16 protein-coding genes and 2 tRNA genes are annotated in these 24,114 nt (G+C 63.7%); 10 read left to right on the forward strand and 8 right to left on the reverse strand.

Annotated elements, in window-relative coordinates; all coding sequences use genetic code 11:
* Nucleotides 1-38 precede the first annotated feature (38 nt).
* Nucleotides 39-638, forward strand: a complete 600-nt coding sequence (locus AOP73_RS06905; RefSeq protein WP_061964147.1) for a MarR family winged helix-turn-helix transcriptional regulator — start codon at nt 39-41, stop codon at nt 636-638.
* Nucleotides 635-2,542, forward strand: a complete 1,908-nt coding sequence (locus AOP73_RS06910) for an ABC transporter ATP-binding protein (RefSeq protein ID WP_174435866.1) — start codon at nt 635-637, stop codon at nt 2,540-2,542. Before AOP73_RS06905 ends, AOP73_RS06910 begins: the two co-directional genes overlap by 4 nt.
* 257 nt (nt 2,543-2,799) lie before the next feature.
* On the opposite strand, the gene AOP73_RS06915 is transcribed toward AOP73_RS06910, so the two are convergent.
* Nucleotides 2,800-3,381 (reverse strand): sugar O-acetyltransferase, encoded by a 582-nt coding sequence (locus tag AOP73_RS06915; protein WP_061964149.1) that lies wholly within the window; start codon nt 3,379-3,381, stop codon nt 2,800-2,802.
* 4 nt (nt 3,382-3,385) lie between these two features.
* Nucleotides 3,386-5,332, reverse strand: coding sequence for a M13 family metallopeptidase (locus AOP73_RS06920; protein WP_061964151.1), 1,947 nt, complete (start codon nt 5,330-5,332; stop codon nt 3,386-3,388).
* 94 nt (nt 5,333-5,426) lie between these two features.
* On the opposite strand from AOP73_RS06920, the gene AOP73_RS06925 reads away from it, so the two are divergent.
* The gene (locus AOP73_RS06925; protein ID WP_061964153.1) at nt 5,427-5,876 is read left to right on the forward strand and encodes a ribose-5-phosphate isomerase; all 450 of its coding nucleotides are present in this window, start codon (nt 5,427-5,429) and stop codon (nt 5,874-5,876) included.
* 93 nt (nt 5,877-5,969) lie between these two features.
* Here AOP73_RS06925 and AOP73_RS06930 read toward each other — a convergent pair whose 3' ends face one another.
* The 5 genes from AOP73_RS06930 to cysK form a co-directional block, all read right to left on the reverse strand.
* A complete protein-coding gene (locus AOP73_RS06930; protein WP_061964155.1) occupies nt 5,970-7,238 on the reverse strand; it encodes a GNAT family N-acetyltransferase in 1,269 nt (422 codons plus the stop codon).
* 52 nt (nt 7,239-7,290) lie between these two features.
* The gene (locus tag AOP73_RS06935) at nt 7,291-8,646 is read right to left on the reverse strand and encodes a GNAT family N-acetyltransferase (protein ID WP_061964156.1); all 1,356 of its coding nucleotides are present in this window, start codon (nt 8,644-8,646) and stop codon (nt 7,291-7,293) included.
* Nucleotides 8,647-8,667: 21 nt separating this feature from the next.
* Nucleotides 8,668-9,201, reverse strand: a complete 534-nt coding sequence (locus AOP73_RS06940) for a CoA-binding protein (protein WP_084626619.1) — start codon at nt 9,199-9,201, stop codon at nt 8,668-8,670.
* A 252-nt stretch (nt 9,202-9,453) separates the two neighbouring features.
* The gene (gene cysE / locus AOP73_RS06945) at nt 9,454-10,098 is read right to left on the reverse strand and encodes a serine O-acetyltransferase (protein WP_084626620.1); all 645 of its coding nucleotides are present in this window, start codon (nt 10,096-10,098) and stop codon (nt 9,454-9,456) included.
* Between the two features lie 34 nt (nt 10,099-10,132).
* Nucleotides 10,133-11,068, reverse strand: coding sequence for a cysteine synthase A (gene cysK / locus AOP73_RS06950; protein ID WP_061964158.1), 936 nt, complete (start codon nt 11,066-11,068; stop codon nt 10,133-10,135).
* Between the two features lie 399 nt (nt 11,069-11,467).
* Between cysK and AOP73_RS06955 the strand changes: the two genes are divergently transcribed.
* Entirely contained in the window at nt 11,468-11,935 is a 468-nt protein-coding gene (locus AOP73_RS06955; protein WP_061964928.1) for an SRPBCC family protein, read from the forward strand.
* A gap of 4 nt (nt 11,936-11,939) precedes the next feature.
* Nucleotides 11,940-12,362: a DUF1761 domain-containing protein gene (locus AOP73_RS06960; protein WP_061964160.1), complete on the forward strand. Its 423-nt coding sequence runs from the start codon at nt 11,940-11,942 to the stop codon at nt 12,360-12,362.
* A gap of 112 nt (nt 12,363-12,474) precedes the next feature.
* Here AOP73_RS06960 and AOP73_RS06965 read toward each other — a convergent pair.
* A tRNA-Gly gene (locus tag AOP73_RS06965) sits at nt 12,475-12,548 on the reverse strand.
* Nucleotides 12,549-12,644: 96 nt separating this feature from the next.
* Between AOP73_RS06965 and AOP73_RS06970 the strand changes: the two genes are divergently transcribed.
* From AOP73_RS06970 to AOP73_RS06990, 5 genes are all read left to right on the forward strand, one after another.
* Nucleotides 12,645-12,718, forward strand: a tRNA-Pro gene (locus AOP73_RS06970).
* Between the two features lie 265 nt (nt 12,719-12,983).
* Nucleotides 12,984-14,018: a pyridoxal-phosphate dependent enzyme gene (locus tag AOP73_RS06975; protein WP_152650564.1), complete on the forward strand. Its 1,035-nt coding sequence runs from the start codon at nt 12,984-12,986 to the stop codon at nt 14,016-14,018.
* A 20-nt stretch (nt 14,019-14,038) separates the two neighbouring features.
* Entirely contained in the window at nt 14,039-15,625 is a 1,587-nt protein-coding gene (locus AOP73_RS06980; RefSeq protein WP_061964162.1) for an FAD/NAD(P)-binding protein, read from the forward strand.
* Nucleotides 15,618-17,030, forward strand: a complete 1,413-nt coding sequence (locus AOP73_RS06985; protein WP_201774497.1) for a type III PLP-dependent enzyme domain-containing protein — start codon at nt 15,618-15,620, stop codon at nt 17,028-17,030. Before AOP73_RS06980 ends, AOP73_RS06985 begins: the two co-directional genes overlap by 8 nt.
* A 559-nt stretch (nt 17,031-17,589) precedes the next feature.
* A complete protein-coding gene (locus AOP73_RS06990) occupies nt 17,590-24,111 on the forward strand; it encodes a metallophosphoesterase (RefSeq protein ID WP_160295446.1) in 6,522 nt (2,173 codons plus the stop codon).
* Nucleotides 24,112-24,114: the final 3 nt, after the last annotated feature.

Below are 24,114 nucleotides of genomic sequence, written 5' to 3' on the forward strand. Positions count from 1 at the left end.
GTCCGGTGGCCGGCTGATGGAAGCCAAGGAGGAACATCATGAACGAACACCACCACAAGGGCCTTGAGCCACAGGCCAGGGGGCGCGACAACATCGTCCGCGCTATGGGCGGCACGGCGCACGCGATGCGCCGCCACCTCGACCACTCGATGCACGAGGTTCCCGGGCGCACCAGTGCCTGGGCCGTGATGCGACACCTCTCCCACCACGGTCCCACCACGCAGGCGGATCTCGCTCGTGCGGTGGGAGTTGCCGGATCGACGTTGACTCGCCGCCTCGAGCAGATGGAGGACGACGGACTGATCGGACGCACCGACGACCCCGACGACGGTCGGCGTATCATCGTCGCGCTGAGCGTAGCGGGCTCGACGCTGCTCGCCGAACAACGAGAGCGCAACCGCGCTGAGATCGACCGCCTCACCGCAGGCGCCGCGCCCGCGGACCTCGATGCCGTATGGCGCGTTCTTGATGTAGTGCGCGCCAATCTCCGTGAGCTTCATCCCGAAGCGGAGGGTCACGGTGGTCCCGGCCGTCGTGGCGGGCGCGGCGGGTCCAGAGGGCGTCGACGTGAACCCGGCGGCCCAGAGGAACGCGGGGGCCCTGGCCTCAACCGTCACCTCAGTGAGGAGTCCGAATGAGTACGCCGGCACCCCCGGGTTCGCGCCGCGCGGCAATCGGGACGCCGCCCGGCGGTGGCCACGGCGGGCGACGCATGGATGAGGAGACCCAGCGACGCCTGAACGCCGAGGCCCCCGTCATCCCGCACCTGTGGAGCCGCGTGGGCAAACTCTTCGCGCCGTACAAGCGTTCGCTGGCAATGACGGCCGTGCTCGTCATGTTCACGGCTGGCGCCGCAGTGATCCCGCCGCTGATCGTGGAGCGCATCTTCGACAACGCGCTGTTCCCCACGGACGGCTCGGGGGTCAACCTGCCGCTGCTGGGCGAACTCGTGCTGGTGATGGTGCTGATCTATATTGCCGTCGCGGGGCTGAGCGTCTGGCAGACGCTGCTGACTTCGACGGTGGGAAACCGCGTCACCGGGGACCTACGGGTGCAGCTCTTCACTCGCCTGCAGTCCATGGATCTCGCGTTCTTCACTCGCACCAAGACCGGCGTCATTCAGTCTCGCCTGCAGAACGATGTGGGCGGCGTGGCAGGGGTGCTCACGACATTTGTCAGCTCCATCGTCGGCAACGTGGTCACGGTGATCGCGTCGTTGATCGCCATGATCTTGCTGGATTGGCGCCTCACGTTGATTGCCGTGGTCCTGATGCCGGCTCTCGTGGTGGTGCAGCGTCGCGTGGGCCAGATCCGCGCGCGCATCGCCGCACAGACGCAGGAGTCGCTGTCCGAGATGACGGCCATCACGCAGGAGACGCTCAGTGTCTCGGGCATCCTGCTGAGCAAGGTCTACAACCGCCAGCGCGCCGAGACCGAGCGCTACTCGGCGGAGAACCGCAACCAGATTCGGCTACAGGTGCGCCAGGCCATGAGTGGCCAGTGGTTCTTCGGGCTGGTTACCGTCATCATGTCCTCGGTGCCCGCGGTGATCTACCTCTTTGCTGGGATCCTGATCGCCAGGTCGACTGACTCCGGCACCGCGCCGGCCATCACCGCCGGAACGGTGGTCGCCTTCACTGCCATCCAGTCTCGGCTGCTCTTTCCCCTGATGGCGCTCATGCGCGTTGCCCTCGAGGTGCAGACCTCCAAGGCGCTCTTTGCGCGCATCTTCGAATATCTGGACCTGGTCCCGGCCATCGAAGACGCTCCGGACGCCCGCGATGTGTCTGAGGCTCCCGGACCGGAGGGGCGTGTCGAATTTCGCAACGTCACCTTCCGCTACCCGGATGCTCCGGCGGACTCGCGCGCCACGCTAGACGGGGTGTCGTTCACTGTTGAGCCCGGCAGCACGCACGCGTTCGTCGGCCCCAGTGGAGCCGGCAAGACCACCATCGTGTACCTGGCCGCCCGTCTCCACGAGGCATCGGGCGGAGGCGTGATCTTTGCCGGGCAAGACGTGCGCGAACTGACCCACGAATCCGTGGTGGAGCGTGTGGGCGTGGTGAGCCAGGAGACGTACCTGTTCCACGCGACCATTGCGGAGAACCTGCGCTACGCCAAGCCGGACGCCACCCAGGAGGAACTCGAGGACGCGTGCCGCAAGGCGAACATTCACGACGCCATCTCGAGTTTTGAGCATGGATACGACACGCTGGTGGGGGAGCGCGGCTATCGCCTCTCCGGTGGAGAGAAGCAGCGCATCGCGATCGCTCGCGTGCTGCTTAAGGATCCGCCGGTGCTATTGCTTGACGAGGCGACCTCCGCGCTCGACACCGTGTCCGAGCGAGTGGTGCAGGCCGCCCTTGACCGGGCTGCCGAGGGGCGCACCACACTCACCGTTGCGCACCGGCTGTCCACCGTGGCGGACGCCGACGTGATTCACGTGGTGGACGCGGGGCGGATCGTGGAGACCGGCACTCACGCCGAACTCATTGCGTTGGGTGGGCTCTATGCGCGCTTGGCGGAGCAGCAGCGCGACTAGACAGGATTCTGGCCCATGTCGGGGCATAAAAAAACGGCGGGACTGGGCTTTCGCCCCGTCCCGCCGCTCTTCTAGAAGTGCGTGTCGACTAGCTGCAGCCGCATGAACCGCCGCAGCATCCGCCGGTGTTGTCCTCGGCGGCAGGCTTCTCTGCCTTGATGTCGATCAGGTCGATGTTCTTGATGTCAGCCATATGCGTCTCCTTCGCTCGAGGTCAGGCCCCGAATATGGACCTGTTCACACTGTAACCCCGCTGGCTACAAATTCCTTACCACGCGGGCGGGGCTACCCACCGCGACGACGTTCGCGGGCAGGTCCTTCACCACCACCGACCCGGCGCCAACCACGGTGTTCTCACCAATCGTCACGCCTGGACACACGATCACGCCGCCGCCCAGCCATACGTTGTCGCCAATCACGATGGGCTCTGCGGCCTCCCACTTGTCGCGCCGCAGGTCGGCCTCGACGGGATGGGTGGGCGTCAGCAACTGCACGTTCGGCCCCATTTGCACGTCCTGGCCAATGGTGATGGCGGCCACGTCGAGGGCCATCAGCCCGAAGTTCGCGAACGTCCCCGAGCCGATGCTGATGTTGCTTCCGTAGTCCACGTGCAGCGGCGGCCGGATGTCAACGTCGTCTCCGACGTGGCCGAGCAGCTCGTGCAGCAGCACGGTCGCCTCATGGCGGTCCCTGTCGTAGAGCTCCCCGTATCGCGAGGCACGTGCACGAGCGCCCCGCATCGCAGCAGCCATATCGTCGTCAACACCGCGGTACAGGTCGCCCGCCTCCATGCGCTCGCGCATGGTGCGCCCATCGTTGAGGTCCGGGGTCTCGGTCATGGCGCTACCAGATCGTCACGCGCTGTTCGGGGGCGAGGTAGAGAGCGTCGTCCGCTCCCACCTCGAAGGCCTCGTACCAGGCGTCCATGTTGCGGACGATGCCGTTGACGCGGAACTCGCTGGGGGAGTGTGGGTCCGTGGCGAGGCGGGTCTTGAGCGCCTCGTCGCGAACCTTGATCTGCTCGCACAGTGCGTAGCCGAGGAAGTAGCGCTGCAGTCCGGTGTAGCCGTCGATGACGGGGGCGTTGGTGATGTCACCGCCGCAGGCGATCTCGTAGGCACGTAGCGCGATCATGACCCCGGCGAGGTCGCCGATGTTCTCCCCGATGGTCAGCGCGCCGTTGACGCTGTGGTCGCCGTCTTCGCCCTCGAGCTGCTTGGGCGTATAGCCGTCGAACTGCTCAATCAGCACACGGGCGCGCTGCATGAACGCGTCGCGATCTTCCTCGGTCCACCAGTCGGTGAGTTTGCCGGTGCCGTCGAATTTGCTGCCCTGGTCATCGAAGCCGTGACCAATCTCGTGACCGATGACGGAGCCAATGGCGCCGTAGTTCACGGCGTCGTCAGCATCGGCATCGAAGAATGGGGGCTGCAGGATGGCCGCTGGGAACACGATCTCGTTGGCCGTGGGTAGGTAGTACGCGTTCACCGTTTGTGGGGTCATCAACCACTCGGTGCGGTCGACGGGCTTGCCGATCTTGGACCAGTCCCAATCCTCGTCGAACGCAGCGCCGGCGCGAATGTTGCCCAGCAGATCCGTCGCGCTCAGCGTGAGAGCTGAGTAATCACGCCACTTCTCGGGGTAGCCGATCTTGGGGGTGAACTGACCGATCTTGATGAGGGCCTTGGCCTTGGTCGCGTCGGTCATCCACTCGAGTCCGTCGATGGACGTGCGGTAGGCGGCCACCAGGTTCTCCACCAGGGTGTCCATGCGCTCCTTGTGGGACGGCGGGAAGTGCTTCTCGACGTAGAGCTGGCCGACCTCCTCGCCCACGAGGCCCTCGACCAGGCTGATGCCGCGCTTCCACCGTTCGCGCTGCTCGGGTGCGCCGGACAGCACGGTGCCGTAGAACTCGAAGTTGGCCTTGGTGATCTCGTCAGTCAGGTACGCGGCGCGACCGAGCACGACGCGCCAGCGCAACCACGCCTTCCACTCTTCGACCGACTCAGCGGGCCACAGCTCGCCTAGGGCGTCAAGGTAGCTGGGCTCCGAGGCGATGAGCAGGTCCTCGGCCGCGTGCGGCATGCGGATGGCGTCCGCCCACTCGCGCCACGGGAATCCGCCCGCGGTTTCGATGAGCGCCACCAGGGTCGTGGGGTTGTGCGTGAGGTCGGCCTCGCGCGTCTTGACGTTGTCCCAGTGGAAGCTTGCGATCCGCTTCTCGAGTGCGAAGACCTGGGCACCGGTGAAGTCCAGGCCAGTCAGCCCCGCCATGCGGTCGATGTGCGCGATGTACTTGTCGCGAATGTCCGCGTGAGCGTCCTCGCGGTAGTAGGCCTCGTCGGGCAGTCCAATGCCGCCCTGCATGATGTAGACCACGTTCTCGTCGGGCGAGTTCGCGTCTGCGTGAACGTAGTAGCCCACCGCCCCGCCCACGCCGGTGCGCTGCAACTGGCCCATCGCGCTTGCGAGTTCCGCGTGGGTGGTCGCCCCATCGATGAGTTCGAGATCCGGACCGAGCGGCTCGACACCCATCTCGTTGATGCGGTGCTCGTCCATGAACGACGCGTACAGCGCGCCGATGCGGCTGCCCGTGGGCGCCACGTCGACCAGTGCGCGCACGTGAGCCTCCGCCTCGTCCCGAAGCTTGTAGAACGAGCCATCGGCACTGCGGTCCGAGGGAATCTCGTGGGACTCCTCCCACGGGCCCGTCACGTGACGGAAGAAGTCGTCGCCGGGGCGCACGGTGGGGGAGAAGGTGGACGCGTCGATGCCTGAGTTCAGTGCCATGCCTTTACCTTAGGGCGAGCGGCCGATGCTGGGGCCCAAGTTTCGCCCCCGGCTAAGCGCCGCGAGGAGAGGAGGAGCCTGGCACAATGTTCGTATGCGCCTACACATTGGATCAGATCACGCTGGGTTTGAACTCAAGCAGCACTTGATTGCTCACCTCACCACCGAGGGGCATGACGTCGTGGATCACGGCGCGTTTGAGTACGACGCGCTCGATGACTACCCCTCGTTCTGCATTTCTGCTGCCGAGGCAGTGATGGCAGAGCCCGGCACACTCGGCATCGTGATCGGCGGCTCCGGAAACGGCGAGCAACTGGCCGCCAACAGGGTCAAGGGTATTCGCGCCGCACTTGCCTGGAGCGTTGAGATCGCGCAGCTCGCGCGTCAGCACAACGACGCCAATGTGGTGAGCGTGGGCGGACGCTTTCACACGCAGGAGGAGGCAACCGCGATCGTGGAGGCCTTCATCGCCACGCCGTTTAGTGAGGATGAGCGCCACCAGCGTCGCATCGACGAGATGATGGCGTACACGCCCTCCACGTAGATTTTCGTAGCGCTAGCGCGCGACGCGAGAAAGCCCCCGCCGGACGCCCGGATGACTCCAGGCCCGACAGGGGCTTTCTCGCGTTTCGCGGGTCTAGAAGTCCCAGTTGGTCAGTGGTGCGACCGGCGAGAGCATCGCGATTGCGAGTTCACGTGCCTGTCCGGGGGTGTTCTCCTTGACGAGGCCAGCCGCGCTGAGAGCCTCGAGTGAGGTGCCGCCCAAGTAAACCGTGCCCAGGTGACGGATATCCATCTGGAGGTCAGCATCGGCGGGGGTACCGTCGACGCGAGTGACCGTGGCGTCCCCGTCCTTGACGACGATGCGCCACGAGCCGGCGTTCTCCGCCACGTGCTTGTCGCTGAGGTGGAACGTGACATCGCAGTCGTGGAAGTACTCGCGTGACATCAGCGCCTCGGGCACATTCAGCAGGCGCACCCAGATGTTGTCGATGACCTTGGTACGTGCGCCGCGCGCGTCCTTGAGCTGGAACAGGAGCGGGTCGTCGGTCGCGAGGTTCTCGGTGTTCGTGGTGCCCACGAGGTCGAAGTCCGTGAGGACCTGCCAGAGCTTCTGGGAAGCCGCCGGAGTGAGCGAGCCATGCTCGCGCACCTGGGCCACGCCGTCGTGGATTCCCAGCGAGGAGTCGGGCTTGCGGCGGAAGAACGCGTACGCCACGGGCTCGCCGGCGTCCTCAATGATGCAGATTCGCCACTTCTCCATGCCGTGGCGGTTGCCTACCGGGTCGGTAAAGCGTGCGTTGCGGCCGGAGCCCACCGGGTTCAGGATGGTGCCGGGGCGCTCGAGCTTGGCCTGCAGGTCTGCGACCAATTGATCGTGCTGGTCAAAGTCCGCGCGTTCGAGGCGGACGGTGAGCTCCTCGGTGCCGTCGACATGCCACATCCGGGGACCGCGGGGGATCGAGGCCTTGACGGTCTGGGCGCCCATGCCGTAGCCGAATCGTGAGTAGATCTCGGACTCCATGGCGTACAGCACGCTGACGTGCTCGCCTCGTGCAATGCTGCGCGCGAAGTGGTCGTGGATCATGGTGGTCATGAGCCCGCGGCGGCGGTGGGCCGGGTGGACTCCCAGCCAGGACAGGCCCGCGGTGGAGACCCGGCGGCCGCCCGGCGTGATCATGTCCGTACCAAAGCTGGCGTGGACGCCGGCGAGTTCGCCTACCGTGCCGCGACGCTCGTCCGTGACTTCGACCGCGCGCGACCGCTCGACGGGAATGGCGTCGATGTAGTCCTGACGATCCTCCTTGAGCCATTCGCCCACGAAGGCCCACTGGACCACCTGGAACAGCTCGTCGATACGCGATTCATCGATGCTGACTGACTGATAACCCTCTGATTTCTTCACCTGCCAATCGTTTCAGGTTTACCTGCCTTTGGGAAACCGGCGACGAAAGTCGTCAGAACTGGAACGAGGACATCGGCGCCTGCGGTGATTGCATGGCCACTGATAGCAGGCGTGATGCGCCCGGGGTGTGCTCGAGAACTAGCCCAGCCTCCGTCAGAGTCTGAACCGTCACGCCGCCGAGGTAGGCCGCGCTGAGTTCCTGGATGCCGATGCTGAGGTCTGGCAGGTGTGCGGCGTCGTTGTCGCTCTCGCCGACCTTGGCGACGTGCGCCAGTTGTATACCGCCGTCGGCGTCGGGAGACCCCGCCACGGCATCGTCTGTACCGTCGTCAAAGTCAGAGGTAAACATCGGCTCGGTGGTGATCCGCCATCGTCCGGCATTGGCGGGCACATGGTAGTCAGTCACCTCAATGACCATGTCTACGGGAGACTCGTAGGTGCGCGCCTCGAGCGCTCGCGGCACATCAAGGATTCGCACCCATAGATCGTCCTCGATGACAGCCTTGGGAGCGCGCTGATCCATGGCGAGCCACATCAGTCGATCATCCAGCGGCAACGACTCGACGTGAATGTCGTCGGTCAGATCGAGGTCGAACAGCACACCCCACAGCCGTCTCGAGGCGGCACCCGTCGTCGTGACGAACTCGTTCACTGTGACCGAACCATTCGACACGTTGCCGACCCACTTCGCCTTGCGCTTGAAGATGGCGTACGCGAGTGCCTCGTTGCTGGCGTCGCTCACGACCGCTATTCGCAAACCCTCCTCCTCGCGACGCTCATTCACGTCCGACGCGAAGACCTCGCGGGCCAAATGCACGCTGTCGCGGACCATCGCCCCAGGTCTGGTCACGCGGCGTTGCAGGTCAGCCATCAGGTCTGAGTGGTCATCAGCGGTGAGCTTCTCGAGGCGCACGTTGAGCTCCGCGGTGCCGGGAACGTCGCGCAGTTCCGCACCGCGACTGAACTTGGCTCGCGCATGCCACGCGGCCACCCCATAGCCAAAGCGCTGGTAGATCTGCGGCTCGGCAGCGCCCAATGCGCTGATGTACTCGCCGCGAGCGAGCGAACGCTCAAAGTGGTCGCGCATCATCGACGTGAGGAGTCCGCGCCGGCGATGGCCGGGGTGCACTCCCACCCAACTCAGTGCGGAGGTGGGCACCCGCTCACCACCGGGAACCACCATCTCAAGTGGAAAGCTCGCGCGAATCGCCACCAGGGTTCCCGGCTCGCCGAGAGTCGGGTCGGCGATCGCCATGCCGCGGCCCCGGTCCCACGGAAAGGCGCTCTTGAACGCCCTGCGCTCCTCGGGTAGCCACGGGTTGAGGAACGCCCACTCGTCGAGGTCGACGATGTCGTCCCAACGGTCCGGGGTCAGGTCAAGCGGCTCGTAGCCGTCTGTAGAGGCCATGAGCCAATTCTGGCACCGACCCTAGTCCTCGCGCTCGGTGCGGACCGTATCAATCTGCGCCGCCAGTCGAGCCCACTCGATCTTGATGCAGCGATTTTGCACACCTACCAGGCCAGCCTCGCGTGCGCGCTCGATCGCCGCGTCGTTGACGACCCCCAACTGAAGCCACAGCATGTGAGCGTCGGCCGCCACGGCATCGTCCGCAATGGGATCGACGTATTCGGCGCGGCGGAACACGTCGACGATGTCCGGGGGCGTGGGGAGGTCGGCGATGGAGTCGTAGAAGGCGTGCCCGAGGATCTCGGCCTCGCCGCCCGCAGGGTTGACCAGGAAGACCTCAAGGGGAGTGTTCTCGATGAGCCAGACTGCGATCTGGTGGCTCGTGCGCTCCTCGTGGGGAGAGGCACCCACAACTGCGATGGTCTTGGCAGCGGCGAGCGCCTCAACGAGCAACTCGTCGCCGGGGGCCTGAGCCGAGGTGGGCATCGGGCAGGACTCGGCGGGGGCATCGGACGGGACCGTGATGCCGGCGCCAGGAATCGTGGTTTCGCTCATACCGAATCAAACCACGCGACGGCGTAGGTCATTCCCGCAAGAAGCGGCCGTGAAGCAATGAAAGCCCCCGGCCGCGTGGCCGAGGGCTTGCATTGTCGGGTGTGGCTGAGGGATCACACCCGAGTTTGGGGAGCCATGCCCCCCAAATGGGGGGCAGTGGTTCGGGTTCAGACTAGGCGCTAGCGCCCCTCAGCGTGACCTGATTCAGCAATTTCGTGAAACCCACCAAAAACCGCTGCCTCAAAAACCCGATTAGATGTAGTACATCGCAGGTTCGCGCACCTCGGGCGGCTCGTCGAGGTCCGGGTGCTTGTGCGAGTCCCCGGAGTCAACCGCGGAGGCTGCGGTGGACGCCTCCTTCTCGGCGGGGTGGTTGCGGATCTTGGCGGGAATTCCCACCGCGGTCGCGCCATCCGGCACGTCCTTGACCACCACGGCGTTGGAGCCGATGCGGGCGTCGCAGCCCACGTGCACGGCTCCAAGTACTTTCGCTCCTGCGCCGATGACCACGCGGTCACCCACAGTGGGGTGGCGCTTGCCGGGACTCATGGTGGTCCCGCCAAGCGTGACGCCGTGGAACAGCAAGACGTCGTTGCCGACCACGGCGGTCTCGCCGATGACGACGCCCATACCGTGGTCGATGAAGACGCGACGGCCCAGCGTCGCACCGGGGTGAATCTCGATTCCGGTGCGACGGCGGGCGGCCTGCGACCACAAACGCCCATAGGTCTTCATTCCGTGGTTCCACAGCCAGTGCGCAGCACGATGGTGCCAGATGGCGTGAAGGCCCTGGTAAGACGCGACAATGACTAGCGTGGAGCGGGCCGCGGGGTCGCGGTCGTGCACCGTGCGAATGTCTTCGACGGCGAGCTTCAGGAAGCCGATGCGTGTACTCATGAAGTGAGACCTGGGGTGTCCTTTGGGTAGTGAATTAGTCCATCAGGTCGGCGTAGAGCACCGAGCTGAGGTAGCGCTCACCGAACGACGGGATCACCGTGACGATGGTCTTGCCCTTGTTCTCGGGACGCTTGGCGATTTCGATGGCAGCGTGGATGGCCGCGCCGGAGGAGATGCCCACCAGGAGTCCCTCCTTGCGAGCCGCAGCGCGTGCGGTGGCGATGGCGGTCTCAGAGTCGACGTCGAACACCTCGTCGTAGATCTCCTGGTTGAGGATCTCGGGGATGAAGTTCGCGCCAAGGCCCTGAATCTTGTGCGGGCCGGCCTCGCCACCGTTGAGGATGGCGGACTCCTTGGGCTCCACGGCGATGACCTGGATCTCCGGGTTCTTGGCCTTGAGTACCTCGCCTACGCCGGTGATGGTTCCGCCGGTGCCGATGCCGGCAACGAAGATGTCGACCTTGCCGTCGGTGTCGGCCCAGATCTCCTCAGCGGTGGTCTTGCGGTGGATCTCGGGGTTGGCGGCGTTTGCGAACTGCTTGGCGAGGATCGAGCCGGGGCGCTCCGCGGCGATCTTCTCGGCAGCGGCGACAGCGCCGGACATGCCCTCGGGGCCGGGGGTCAGCACCAACTCGGCGCCAAAGGCGCGGAGCAGGCCGCGACGCTCGCGCGACATCGTCTCTGGCATCGCGAGGACCACGTTGTAGCCGCGGGCCGCGCCGACCATGGCGAGCGCGATACCGGTGTTGCCCGAGGTTGCCTCGACGATGGTGCCGCCGGCCTTGAGCTCGCCCGATGCCTCGGCAGCATCGACAATCGCGACACCCAGGCGGTCCTTCACAGAGTTGGCGGGGTTGTAGAACTCGAGCTTGCCCAGGATCGTCGCGTCGACGCCGTCGGCGAGCGCGTTGATCTTAACGAGCGGGGTGTTGCCGATCAGGTCGGTGATGTTTTCGTAGATTCTTGCCATGAGGGTTTCCTTAAGGGAGTAGTGCCGTGTGTGAACTGTGATGAACAACGCAGATGTATCGCGAATCGATACCGGGGCGAGCGCTAACGTGCCTGACGGGGCTCCAGTGGCCGCGGGGCGTGAGTTGTCAGCGCTCTACTGACAGCTGCAGCCCTCGGTACACATGCAAGCGCACATGCAGGAGGGCTGGGCACAGGACAGGACGGCAGGAGCGGACGTCATGACGACGTGGCTCCGGTTGCTCATCTCACTGACCTCTCGTGTGCGGTAATTGTCAGAGTAGCGGCGCACGGCCGATGCGGCAAGCGGCACCGCGCGCCCCTCGCCGCCGCTCGGCGAGACTCGGCGAAACGGGACTACGCTGGTCTTGTCGACGAGGGAGTCGAGCAGGGGGAGGCCATGGCTGGTCATAAAGTTGAGGTAGCGAGGGAGATCCTGGCCGCGCCCGAACAGGTATGGGCGGTGCTCACGGATATCGATGCGGCGCCCAAAGTGCTGTCGAGCGTCGTCTCGGTGGAGCGAGTAGGGGGCCCCGACTACGACGTCGGAACGCGGTGGCGCGAGACTCGCCGCATGTTTGGCAAGGTCGAGATCGAGGAGATGTGGGTCACGGAGGCGATCGAGCCGCGATCCACCACCATCGTGGCGGATTCCGGCGGCACGCGATATACCACCGTGTTTACGTGTGTCCCTAGTGAATTGGGCGTGGAGCTGAGCGTAGAGTTCTCGGCATCGACGCCCCATCCGAAGTTGGGCCAACGCGTTGGTTGGGCAGTGTTCGGCAAGATCGGCATGAAGGCCACCGAGAATGCCCTGAAACAGGATCTCGAAGACATCGCCACGGCCGCGGAGAGCGCCAGAAGGTAAGGACATGAGCTGGTTTTCTTTTGGTGACATCAATTGGATAGCCGTGATCGTCGCGACCATTGCCCAGTTCGTCGTGGGCGCCGTGTGGTACCACCCCAGGGTGGTGGGGCGCGCCTGGATGAAGCAGGTAGGGCTCAACGAGCAGGACGTAGCGTCCGCCGATGGTGGGCCCGGTCGCTATGTGGCCACGGGTGTAGTGGCGCTCATTACCGCCGTCGTCATGAACGTACTGATGTGGGAGCTTGGTGTCGGCTCCGTCGTCGGTGGCATCGTCTTTGGGCTCTTCGTTGGCGCAGTATTCCGCCTCGGTGCCCACGTCATTCACAACGGCTTCGCGCTGCGCGGCCAGCGCCTGTCCGTCATTGACGGCCTGCAGGACATGGTGGCGCTTGCTGCCGTGGGCGCTGTTATCGGTGCGTTTATCTAGGGATCTCATCGAGGTGCCCGGAGAAAGACGAGGAGCCGGGCCCTAGGGACCCGGCTCCTGCTGTCTCAATCACGTGCGTCGTGCCGGATGAGAAGTCCGGCCGCGCTGCTCGTGGAGCGGGTGACGAGAATCGAACTCGCATCATTAGTTTGGAAGACTAAGGCTTTACCACTAAGCTACACCCGCATTTGACGGGGACCTTCGTTAGGAAGAATCACCGGCGCGTACTAGAGTAGCGGAGCCTGGCCGATGTTGGGAAACCGGATCGAAGTTTGAGCCGGACGGGGTGTAGCGCAGCTTGGTAGCGCATCTGTTTTGGGAACAGAGGGTCGCAGGTTCAAATCCTGTCACCCCGACATACTGACTAAGGGACTGCCTGCGGGTGGTCCCTTAGTCATTTTTTTGGAATGTGCTGCAGGATCTAGGCAAGCGGAGTTTTGGCGGGACGTCGATGTCTCGTGTTCCCCAGAAAAATCCGTTGATGTGACGTTGCCCAATTTGTTCGTCGTGAGGAATGCGGATGAACGGGAGAAGGTTTGATCCTAAGGACAGTGCCTTAGGTCTCACGGCCTGATCCGCTCACCGTCCCATTGCGGGGCGATCCAAGGGAGGAACGCGGCGATGACAACTGATGGAACAGTGCAGGCGCTGAGCATGCCGAGCGTCGCGATTCATGGGGGTTACCTCCCCACGCCAGCGACCCAGCTTGACAAGCTATTTCCTGGCAGCGGAGTGCGGCTCCATGCCAAGCTCGATCAACTCCAACTGTCGGGCAGCACCAAGGAGCGCACTGCGCAGTTTTTGCTGGACTCCCTTGAGCACAGCGGAGCCTTGATTCCAGGCGGAACCGTAGTGGAATCGACCTCGGGAAACTTAGGTATGGCACTTGCACGCCAATGCACGCAACGAGGCTACGCATTTGTCGCGGTGATCGATGGGCGTGCCAACATTGCGGCGACCAAGACCATGGCGGCCTTTGGCGCACGAGTGGAAATGGTCGCGACTCCTTCCGACGGCAACCGGCTACGCGCCCGTGTGCAACGAGTGGAGCAGTTGTTGGCGGAGATTCCCGGGGCCGTGACCACCAATCAGTACGGCAGCATCGCCAATCCGTCCGCCCATGCCAGCACCACGCTGCCCGAACTCGTCGCCTCCCTGGGCGGCCCGCCTGACCACCTCTACGTCGCGATGAGCACCACCGGAAGCCTGCTCGGTTGCCAGCTGGCTATTGAGCGTGCAGGCTGGGCGACGCGACTCGTGGGAGTTGATGCGGAGGGCTCGGCGCTCTTTGGTGGAGCGTTGGGGGAACGCAAACTGCCTGGCCTGGGCGCAGGGTTCGCCACCCCCCTTTCACAGCAGGCTCGTCCCGACGCGATACATCGCATCAGCGAGGCCGACATGGTCCGCGGGTGCCGGCTCCTTGCTCGCCGAGAGGGACTTATGGCGGGTGCGTCAACAGGAGCAATCGTCGCCGCGATCGGCTACGACTTGCCCACGTTGCGGCCCGGCGCGTCCGTCGCGATGCTTGTGCATGACGGCGGTGGCGCCTACCTTCCCACGGTGTACGACGACGACTGGGTGCGCGCCCAGATCGCTGGCGCAGAGGCGGCCATCGCGGTGACCGAAGCACCCAATCCCTTCGCCGGCAAGGCATGAGTCTGGAGTCGAGGCGCGAGGTGGCCGACCTTGTCGTAGTGGGCGGGGGGCCTCGTGCGCTCTACGCGCTCGCAGACCTCGACGACGAATTGGCGCGCCGCGACTGCGTGGCCGGCCGCCGCCGACTGCGCGTGACGGTGCTCGAGACCGGCACGACCGGAGCTGGTGCCGTGTGGGAGCCCAGCCAACCCGATCACCTACTCATGAACGTCGATTCGCGGATTGTCGATGCCTCGTGCGCTTCCGTTTCCCACACCTTCGAACAGTGGCAAGGGGGCGACCGACCGTCCTTTCCACCGCGCGCGGAGGTGGGGCGCTACCTCGCGTGGGCCTTTTCGCGTCTGAGCGAGTCGCCACGCCTCGAGGTGACCCGCCGACGTGCTCGGGTGACTGCCGTGCGCAGCGATGGCGGGTGGTGGTTGTGCGAGACGGAGCATGCGGACGGACAGCGGGCCGCCCCTGAGCGCTCGCGCCATGTTTTGCTCGCCACTGGGCACGCCGGCGGCGCGAATATCGACCATGCCGCCATGGCCGATGCGTCGCGCGGGCCGGCTCCAGGCGTGGAGGTGGTGGTGCTTGGGGCATCGCTCACGGCGTTCGACGTGGTCATGGACCTGACGGTGGGGCGCGGCGGTGCGTGGGTCGAGGACGACTCGGTGATTGCCGGTGTCCGCTACGTCCGAGCGGGGGCCGAGCCCTCGTCGATCACGCTTGTTTCGCGCTCCGGGGAGCCGATGCTACCCAAGCCGGTCAACCTTCCAGCTTCAGTTCCCGAGGCGGTGCGGGAACATACGTCGGGTTTGCTATCTGGCTCAACCCCGGATGACGCGTGGTGGTCAGTGCTGGCCGATGCGGCGGTGGCGGCTGCAGAGGCGGCCGGGGTGAACGTAAGCGCGGGACGACTCTGGGAGCGTCTTGACGGTCCCGCGCCGCAGCGCGTTGACGAGCGTTGGGACCGCGACGTGGCGCGTGCTGTGGGCCAGGTCGATGACGACCCCGCCTGGTGGTGGGGTCGCGCCTGGTCCGCGGGATACGCGGACGTAGTGCGCTCACTCGAGCGAGCCCCGCGCGACCGAGCTTCATGGATGCGATGGCGCGCCCGCGCCGTGACGCTCGAACGGTGGGCCTTTGGGCCGCCACTCGACACACATCGTCGGCTGCTTGCCCTGCGGGAAGCAGGACTCTTGCGCGTCGTGCGGGGGACGGGCCCAGCCGTGAATGGCGCCCAAGCCGTCGTGATCGACGCCTTCACCCGAGCGCCAGGTGTCAGTGACTCCCCACAGCCTTGGAATGGTGAGGCCAAGCAGCAAGGACCGGGCAGAGAGCCCTGGGACGGACTGCTGGCTGATGGAAACGTGATGGTGCGCCCTGGCGAGCGTGGGGTGCTGACCTCGCGGGAGGCGACCTGCGTGAACTCCGACGGAGCCTTGAGTGAGGGACTCGCGACGCTAGGTAGGCCCACTGAGGATCCGGTGATTGGTCATGACTCTCTCCAGAGGCGACTGCACGGTGACTCACGGCGATGGGCCCGGGCGCTCGCGAGCACGTGGCTCAAGGAACTCGACCAGAAATTTGCTGAACCGACAAAGGTGGGAACACGTGACTGATCAGGCGCAAGTGAGGTGCGAGGGGATGGTTCCTCTCAAAGCACGAACAGAGGCGTGGATGGAAGACCTGCTCGACGACGCTGAGGAGTGCGCCACGCTGCTCGAAGAGCATGGCTCTCCCCTCAACGTCCTCGACTTCTCGCCGCTTGCCCGCAACGCATCCGAGTTGATCGATGCTGCGCAACAGGACGGAGTGAGGCTTGGCGTCTACGTCGCGCGCAAGGCAAATAAGGCGCTCGGACTGGTCAAGGCGGCCAGTGCCGCCGGCCTGGGACTCGACGTCGCGTCGCTCGCCGAGCTACGCCAGTGCCTGGACTTGGGTGTTGCAGGTGACGCCATCATCGTCACCGCGGCCGTGAAGTCGCGAGCGCTCATTCGGCTCGCTATCGATGCTGGGGCGACCGTGAGCCTCGACAATGCCGACGAGCTCGACGACGTGGTGATGGAATCGAGCAGGGGCCGGAGCCGCGCAAAGGTGGCAATGCGGCTGGCGTCCTCCGACCCATCGATCCCGCCTACAAGGTTTGGCCTCACGGCGACTCAGTGGGACAGCGCGCTTGCCAAAGTAGACGCCAAGACACTGCGAATCGAGGGCATTCACTTCCATCTCAACGCCTACAGTGCCCAGGATCGCGCGGTGGTCTTGCGCGAGGCCCTCGGGTGGACGGACCGCCTACGTGTCGCTGGCCACCCCATTGCGTTCATCGATATGGGTGGTGGCATTCCCATGAGCTACCTGGCAGACGAGGGCCAGTGGCGCGACTTCTGGAGGAGCCTCGCGGCCGACGGCGCCGGCACTCTCACGTGGCGCGGGGACCGCCTGGGACTCACCGACCCGGAGGCCGAACGTCCATCGGGCACGCTCTACCCGTATTGGCAGCAACCGGTCAGGGGTGCCTGGCTACGAGAGATATTGCGGGCGCCGGGAATCAACGGAGAGACCATTGCGGCCGACCTAGCCAAGCGGAGCCTCGAACTGCGATGCGAGCCTGGGCGCTCCGTCCTGGACGGGTGCGGCATGACCCTGGCCCAGGTGGCGTTCCGCAAGTCGACCAGCGACGGGATTCCGCTGGTCGGGCTACACATGAACCGCACACAAGTGCGGTCCACGTCCGTTGACTTCCTACTTGATCTTCGCTGGGTACGGCCCGCCGATGCTGGCCAGCCGAGCGCGCCCTTTCACGGCTTCCTGGTGGGCGCCTATTGCGTCGAGGAGGAGTTGCTAATGCGACGACGCCTGCGATTCGACGACGGGGTCGCGCGCGGCGACATCGCAGCGTTCATCAACACCGGCGGATACCTGATGCACATCCTGGAGAGCGCCTCCCATCAGTTGCCGCTGGCTGTGAATGTGGTGCGCGGTGGCGGGGGATGGGTGCGCGACGAGATTGATATGACGTTGTGAGGTAGCCACCACAAAGCACGATAGGGGTCCACCGCGAGCTTTCCGCCGCGGGAACGACGAAGGCGAGCCGCAGCCCAATCTCCTCGGTGTCCGCGAAGTCGGCGCGTACCCGTTGGTCGTCGCTCATCGAGGGCAGGTAGGCCCCGCCACAGTCGCGCACGAGCGTCGTGACAGATGCCCCTGGGATGAGCGAGGGCAGGTCGTACCCGATCGCCGTAACGAGTGCTCCCGCCGAGGCACCCGTGAGTAAACTCTCTCGACGCGCTAGGAACCTGCATCCACGGGCCATGGCGGCCTCACCCAAAAGGTGTCTCACGTCAGGGCGCGGGAGCGCCATACCGAGGTTCCCAGACGTTGACCGGACGACAATACCGCCCGAGGTGTGGTCCCTGGCGTTTCTTGCTTCGTGGTGAGCCAGAGCCGGGTGTTCGCGTCCCGTTCATCTGTTCGTGGTCTTGTGCCAACCAGTTGTTTGCTTTGCTGCCGTAGGTTCTCCGACGTCACCTTCGGAGGAGTTCTGGTTTTGTCTTACTCAGCGCACGCACGCAAGTTCATGGTCATGTTCGCATCAGCGATTGCAGCTATATCGGTTGTAGCGCTCGGGCCCAATGCCCCTGAATCTGCGGCGACCGCCGACGACCGTGCCACTTACTTGGGTCAGCAGCTCTACTTTGGCGAGTTCCACTCCCACACGGGAGTAAGCGACGGAGTGGATCTACCTCCCGACGCATTCGCTCATGTTCGTGACGAGCACGCAGCTGATTTCTTTGCTGTGACGGAGCATGACGTGATGTTCGACCTACGCAACACGGACAGTTTTGCGGAGGACTGGGCTGACGCGGAGTCTGACGAGTGGCGATACCTCCACGAGCGTGCGAGTGAATTCAATGCAGCGCAGGAGGATGTTGTCGCGGTACCTGCCTACGAGACCACCTGGTACGACGGCACTGGTCATATCAATATCTTTAATACGGAATGGAAAGCTACTGCCCGCGCCCAGTCGGAGGGGTCCATTGATGGTTTCGTCAACAGGTTCGGAACTGGGGACCTGAAGTACGACATGTACACGTACTTCGCGCGCCTCAAGTTGGATCCCGAAGCGATCGGTCAATTCAATCACCCCTCTACGACCAGCAAGGGCAACTTCTTCGACTTCAACGGTCTGGACCCCGTGGTGGATGCCCGCATGAACCTCATTGAGGTCAAGATCGACCGTCAGCTTGAGCAGTATCAACTTGCGTTAGACAAGGGCTGGCACCTGTCGCCTACGTACAACGGCGACGAGCACGGGGATAACTGGGTGACGGGGGCGGACGCGATCACTGGGATTTGGGCCGAGGAGCAGACGTTGGACGGGCTCTATTCGGCCATGAGGGCGCGTAGCACCTACTCGACTCTCGATGAAAACATCGAGCTCACGTTCGGCGCCAACGGTCGGATGATGGGCACGGTCCTGCCGTCGACCACCAGGACATTTGCCGCCGATATTGCGCTACACGACGCGGACTCCACGGACGAGTTCACTTCCGTGAAGATCCTGACCAATAACGGCAAGGTGGCGCATGATTTTGGGGCGGTGTCGGGCAACTCCCTGACTCTCGACCACACGTTCGCAGTGGAGGACGGTGACTACTACTTCGTGAAGGCCGTCCAGGCGGATGGGGACTTCGTCGTTTCTGCCCCGTTGTGGATCGGAGAGACCACACGAGGTGCCGAATATGCGCCCGTGATTTCGGTTTCGGCAGGGGTGCCGGCACGCGCGAACTACAACGATTCTGTTGAGTTACCGAACGTCACCGCCGTCGATCGCTCAGGAAATCCAGTCGCTGTCACCTTCGAGGTTTACGACTCCGCCGGCGAGGTGCCCGTCGGTGACGGCGAGTTTCAGGTGCGCAGTTACGACGACCATTTCATCGTGGTGAAAGCGGAGGATTCTACGGGGAACATCAACGCAGAGCTCCTCCGCATTTCGGTCAACACTGACGACCTGGACCCGACGGGTGTCTTCCAGTACTTCGGTTCCACCGCAGTCGTCGCGGCGGAGGCTGGCGGAACTGGAATCTCAATCTCAACGGATGTCACCATCCCGCAGGTGTTCGCCCAGGTGCGGCCCGTCGGCGGCTCGGCTTGGGTGGACACTCCCGTACTCCGGGAGGACTCTGGTGACGTCTATGAAGTCTCCACCATCGGCCGCGACGCGGCCGAGTACAAGGATCAGATCACGGGTCAGCCGTTGCGCAGCCACGAGTTCCGGGTAGACGGTCTCGATGGGGGCAAGCGCTACGAATATCGATTTGGAGTCTCCGCGGATCGCGCCGAAGCGGGTGCCTGGAGCGACGTGGGCGGTGAGTTCGTCGCGGGTGGCGCGGAGAACGAACCCGTTTACGTGGTGGGCGATTTGCAAGTCACCGACCACTCCACCGAGGGGCTAGGGCTCTTGCGCGACACCCTAGACACGGTGCGCGCTGCGCAACCAGGGGGAGAGACCTTGGTCCAGCTAGGCGATCTGGTCGACAACGGCGGGCGCGGGGAATATTGGCAAGAGGTGTGGGACAACGTATTTAGCGGCCTTGACGTGCAGTATGCGCCGGTGGCGGGGAATCACGAAACCTATGGAGACTTGGATTACAACTCGCTAACAACGGACCGAACAGCGATCTTCTCCAATATGTTTGCCACTCCTGACAACGGGGTGGTTGGCGAATCGAACTACTCGTTCGACCGCGGGGATGTGCATTACTCCGTCCTCAATTCCAACTTTGACCTCGACGAGCAACTCGAATGGCTCGTCCAGGACGTGCGTGAGTCCAATGCGCCCTGGCACGTGGTGATGGGCCACTTCTCCTACTACGGCGGCTCTCACGGTAATGACGCAGGGATGGCGAGCGACCGAGCGAAGGTGTCAAAGGTGCTAGCCAACTTAGGCGTGAACATGTACCTCGGAGCGCACGACCACGTCTACAAGCGCTCGGTGATTTACGACGGAAGGTTGGCGCAGACTCCAGAGGAAGTGGCCTCTGGCGTCACTTATGTGACGATGGGGTCCTCGGGCCCAAAGTTCTACGACAACGTGGTTCATCCCTGGGATGACGTGGTGTTTGACGAAGACACTCAACTAGGCGCTGCCATTCAAGTGGAGGGCGATGGGCTGAAGTTCACCTCGTACACCATCGACGGCGACGTCGTCGACGAATTCACCGTACAAAAGCCGACCGGAACTTGGCGCGTCTCGTCGACCGACCTAGTCGATAAGGCCCTGCCGGGCGTGGGTCTGCTGAGCTACGAAGGTTCACGCGACAACGTCACGGTCACCGCGGCAACTTACGATGCGAGCCAGGCTCGTCTTATCCACGTCCGCACGGTGGACGTCGCGCTTGACGGCCGCGGCGTGGAACAGTTCGTGGAGTTCGCAAGCCCGCTTCCTGTGGGGCCAAGCGATACGGTCAAGATTTTTCTGTGGGATTCGTTAGTGGGTGGACCCTCAGCGCTTCCCGCGATGACCCTGCGCGAGGGTCTCGAAGGTGCAGGAACTGCTGACGATCCGTACCTCATCCGCACCGGGACAGACATTTCAAAGATCGGGTATGACCCCGAGGGGTATTACGCTCTCGCAAATGACCTCAACCTCAGCGGGGTTGACGTGGATCAAATCGGGATCAGCCAGACCTTCACTGGAGTGTTCGATGGTGCTGGGTATGTGATCACGGGTTACGTCGCACCGAACGACACGGGGATGGGACTCTTCGCGGTTAATCACGGCACTATTCGCAACGTTCATGTTGACAGCGATCTCACGTCCACTGCATCGACCGTGGGGATGATAGTCGACTTAAACTACGGAACTGTTGAAAACAGTTGGACCTCCGGCTCGATCACTGGGCTAGACCTCGTTGGCGGTATCGCAGGCGAATCGCATGGCGCAGTGCTTAACAGTTACTCCACGGCCGACGTCACGGCCACTGGCTCATACGCAGGCGGGATCGTCGCGTTGCAACGCGGCGAGGCCGCTCTGACGGAATCCGTATATTCCACTGGGCTGGTGCAGGCAGCAGTGCGCAACGCGGGAGGGCTCGTGAGCTACGCACGTGACGAGCCAACGATTCGCACGAGCGTCTCACTCAACTCGGCCGTGCGGGCCCCCAGTTGGTCGCACGCCATCCTGGGGCGCGCTTATGGGAGCCAGGAAGCGGCACTGGAAGACAACTCGGTGTCTGAACTGACATACGTGGCAGTCCAGAGCCAGCCGGTCACGGGGGTCGGAACCCTCATGGGTACCGTCGTGACTGCTGCGGCGACGCAGAGTTCCGATCTCTTCGTTGGGCTCGGCTGGGACTTTGCGGCGACGTGGGAATGGAACGATGCAGCGGGTAGGCCAACGTTGACCGGAAATCCAGAGGCAGTAACCTCGGTTGGTCCGAACTTGCCGCGGGACGCGAGCGGTGCCTATCGAATCGGAACGGTCGAGGATCTCAGCGCGCTCTCCGATTTCCCGAGTGAACGCTTCATCCTCACTACGGACCTGGACCTCACGGGAAGTGACTTCGAACCACTCAACGCAACGGTTCCGTTCGCGGGTGATTTGAACGGCGACGGGCACGTCATTCGCGGACTCACCTCTAGCCGCGGAGGACTATTCGCCATATTGGCGGGATCGGTTCACGACCTGGGGCTTGTTGGCGCCGACGTCAACGTCGATGGAGATCGAGTCGGCATTGTTGCCGGGGAGTCTTCCGGCCTTATTGAGCGTGTGTACGTCACGGGAAGTGTGACAGGCACCAATCGAGTAGGCGGCCTCGTAGGAGAGGGAAGCGGAACGGTGCGAGACAGCTATACCCTTGCCGATGTCCGGGCGACGTATCGCTACGCAGGCGGAGTCGTGGGCATCGCCTCAAGTGGGGCACACGTCGAAGATGTGTATGCCTTGGGCGCAGTCGTCGCTGACGACCGGAACGCTGGTGGCGTGGTGAGTTACGGGTACACAGGAACCATTGTGAAGACGTCAGTTTCGCTGAATTCTCAAGTGACATCGCCTGACTGGAGCCACGCAATTGTGGGTCGCGTGGCAGCCGGACAGGTGGCTTCACTTGAGGGCAACGAAGTGGGCAGTGCTGTTCCTGTGGCGGGTGAGCGCCCCGTAACTGAGGTTCCAGGTCCTGGACACGACACTCTTCGCGGGGAGGTCGTCGATACGCGGCAATTGCGAAGTGCAAACCACTTCACGGCGACTCTCGAGTGGGATTTGGCTGACGTGTGGAAGTGGAGTTCTGAGGCGAACAGGCCGATGCTTCGTGCAGTTCCCGAGCCTTATGTCGAGGTGACACCTGAGCTTCCTCTCGCCAGTGACGGGTTCTATGAGGTTGATTCGGTCGAGGACCTCGCGCAGGTTGATCTGTTCCCCAGTGCAAACTTCAGGCTCGTGGCTGATATTGATCTCGGTGGTGTGAGCGATTTTGAACCGTTGAACGTGCTCGCGCCGTTCGGCGGGGTTCTCGACGGCAATGGCCGTGTAATCCAGGCGCTGTCGTCCACTAAGGGAGGTCTCTTCAGCTCCATGGCAGGCACGGTCACTGACCTAGGCATTGTCGGAGCGAAAATCGACGCCGACGCGACATACGTAGGAATCTTGGCGGATCGTTCGAGCGGCACGGTAGAGAGAGTGTTCACTACAGGCGTCGTCAATGGCTCCGAACGTGTGGGTGGGGTAATTGGGCAGCTCGACACAGATGGTGTGCTGAGTGACGCCTATTCCACCGCGACGGTTAGGGCTGACGGTAGTTACTCAGGTGGAGTCGTGGGAATTACGTCGGCAGGCACGTTGACTGAACGGGTCTATTCGAGTGGGGCAGTGAGCGCAGGGCACACGGGCGCTGGGGGCATCTCCAGCTACGCGTATACCGACACCACCGTCGCGGACGCTGTGGCAATTAACCAGGGGGTCGCCGCCGGCGGCAACGGCGCGAACGCGATTGTAGGAAAGGTCAAGGGTTCTCCGACTCTCCGCGCAAATGTGCATTCCGACGCTGTGTCGGTGTCCGCGCTCGACGCTCAAATACCCGCCTTGATGGGGACCAGCGTGCCCGACGCTATCGCCAAGTCGGCTTCGCTCTATCAGGGTGACCTGGGTTGGGATTTCGACTCGGTGTGGCAGTGGGATTCCGGCGCGCTTCGCCCGCTGCTCCAGTCAACGCCGGAGCCATTGAGTTCCGCCGAGGTGCCGGGTGTGGATGTCGCGATACAGATCTCGTCTGTCGCGGAGCTCCAGGCAGTTGCCGATCATCCGGACTACTGGTTCGTGCTGAGCGGGGACATTGACCTTTCGGGCGTGGATGACTTTGTGCCCTTAGGATCGACGGTCCCTTTTACCGGCACCTTCGACGGCGCCAGCTACAAAATATTGGGCCTGACGTCGACGTCCGGGGGTCTCTTTGACGAAGTGGGTGTGGGCGGCAGAGTATTTGACTTGTCAGTAATGGGCGCGGGCGTCGAGGTAGACACTTCGCACGTGGGAATCCTCGCGAACCGTTTTGCGGGCGACGCAGACCGTATCTACACGAGCGGATCAGTGACTGGCACTCAACGCATCGGCGGCATCGTAGGGAACCTGACCGGGAACTTACGGGACAGCTATTCGGAAGCAGAGGTGCGTTCCTCCAGCAGTTACGCCGGTGGCGTGGTGGGTATTGCGGACCACGGTTCGACAGTGCAGCGGGTTTACGCCACGGGTGCAGTCGAATCGAGCAATACCGCTGGTGGAATTGCGGGTTATGTCTATACGGATACCCGACTCGAACAGAGCTTCGCATTGAACCCCACTGTCAGCGGCTCACGCAATACGCACCGAGTTGTGGGCAGAGTGGGCGGTGACGCGACTCCGCCCATTGTCGATAACCGTGCTGGTGACGTGGTGGAAGCGAGCGTCCAACGTGTCACCGACGTGGGGGCGGCAACACTTAACGGCGAAACGGTCACGAGTGAGAATTCTGCTGTGCAATCAACGTGGGAAGACGGCCTTGGCTGGAACTTCACCGCCGTGTGGCAATGGAACGACGAACTGCAGCGCCCCGTGCTGCGAGGAGAGTGAAGT

The organism is Demequina aurantiaca (assembly GCF_000975135.1).
GTDB classification, from domain to species: domain Bacteria; phylum Actinomycetota; class Actinomycetes; order Actinomycetales; family Demequinaceae; genus Demequina; species Demequina aurantiaca.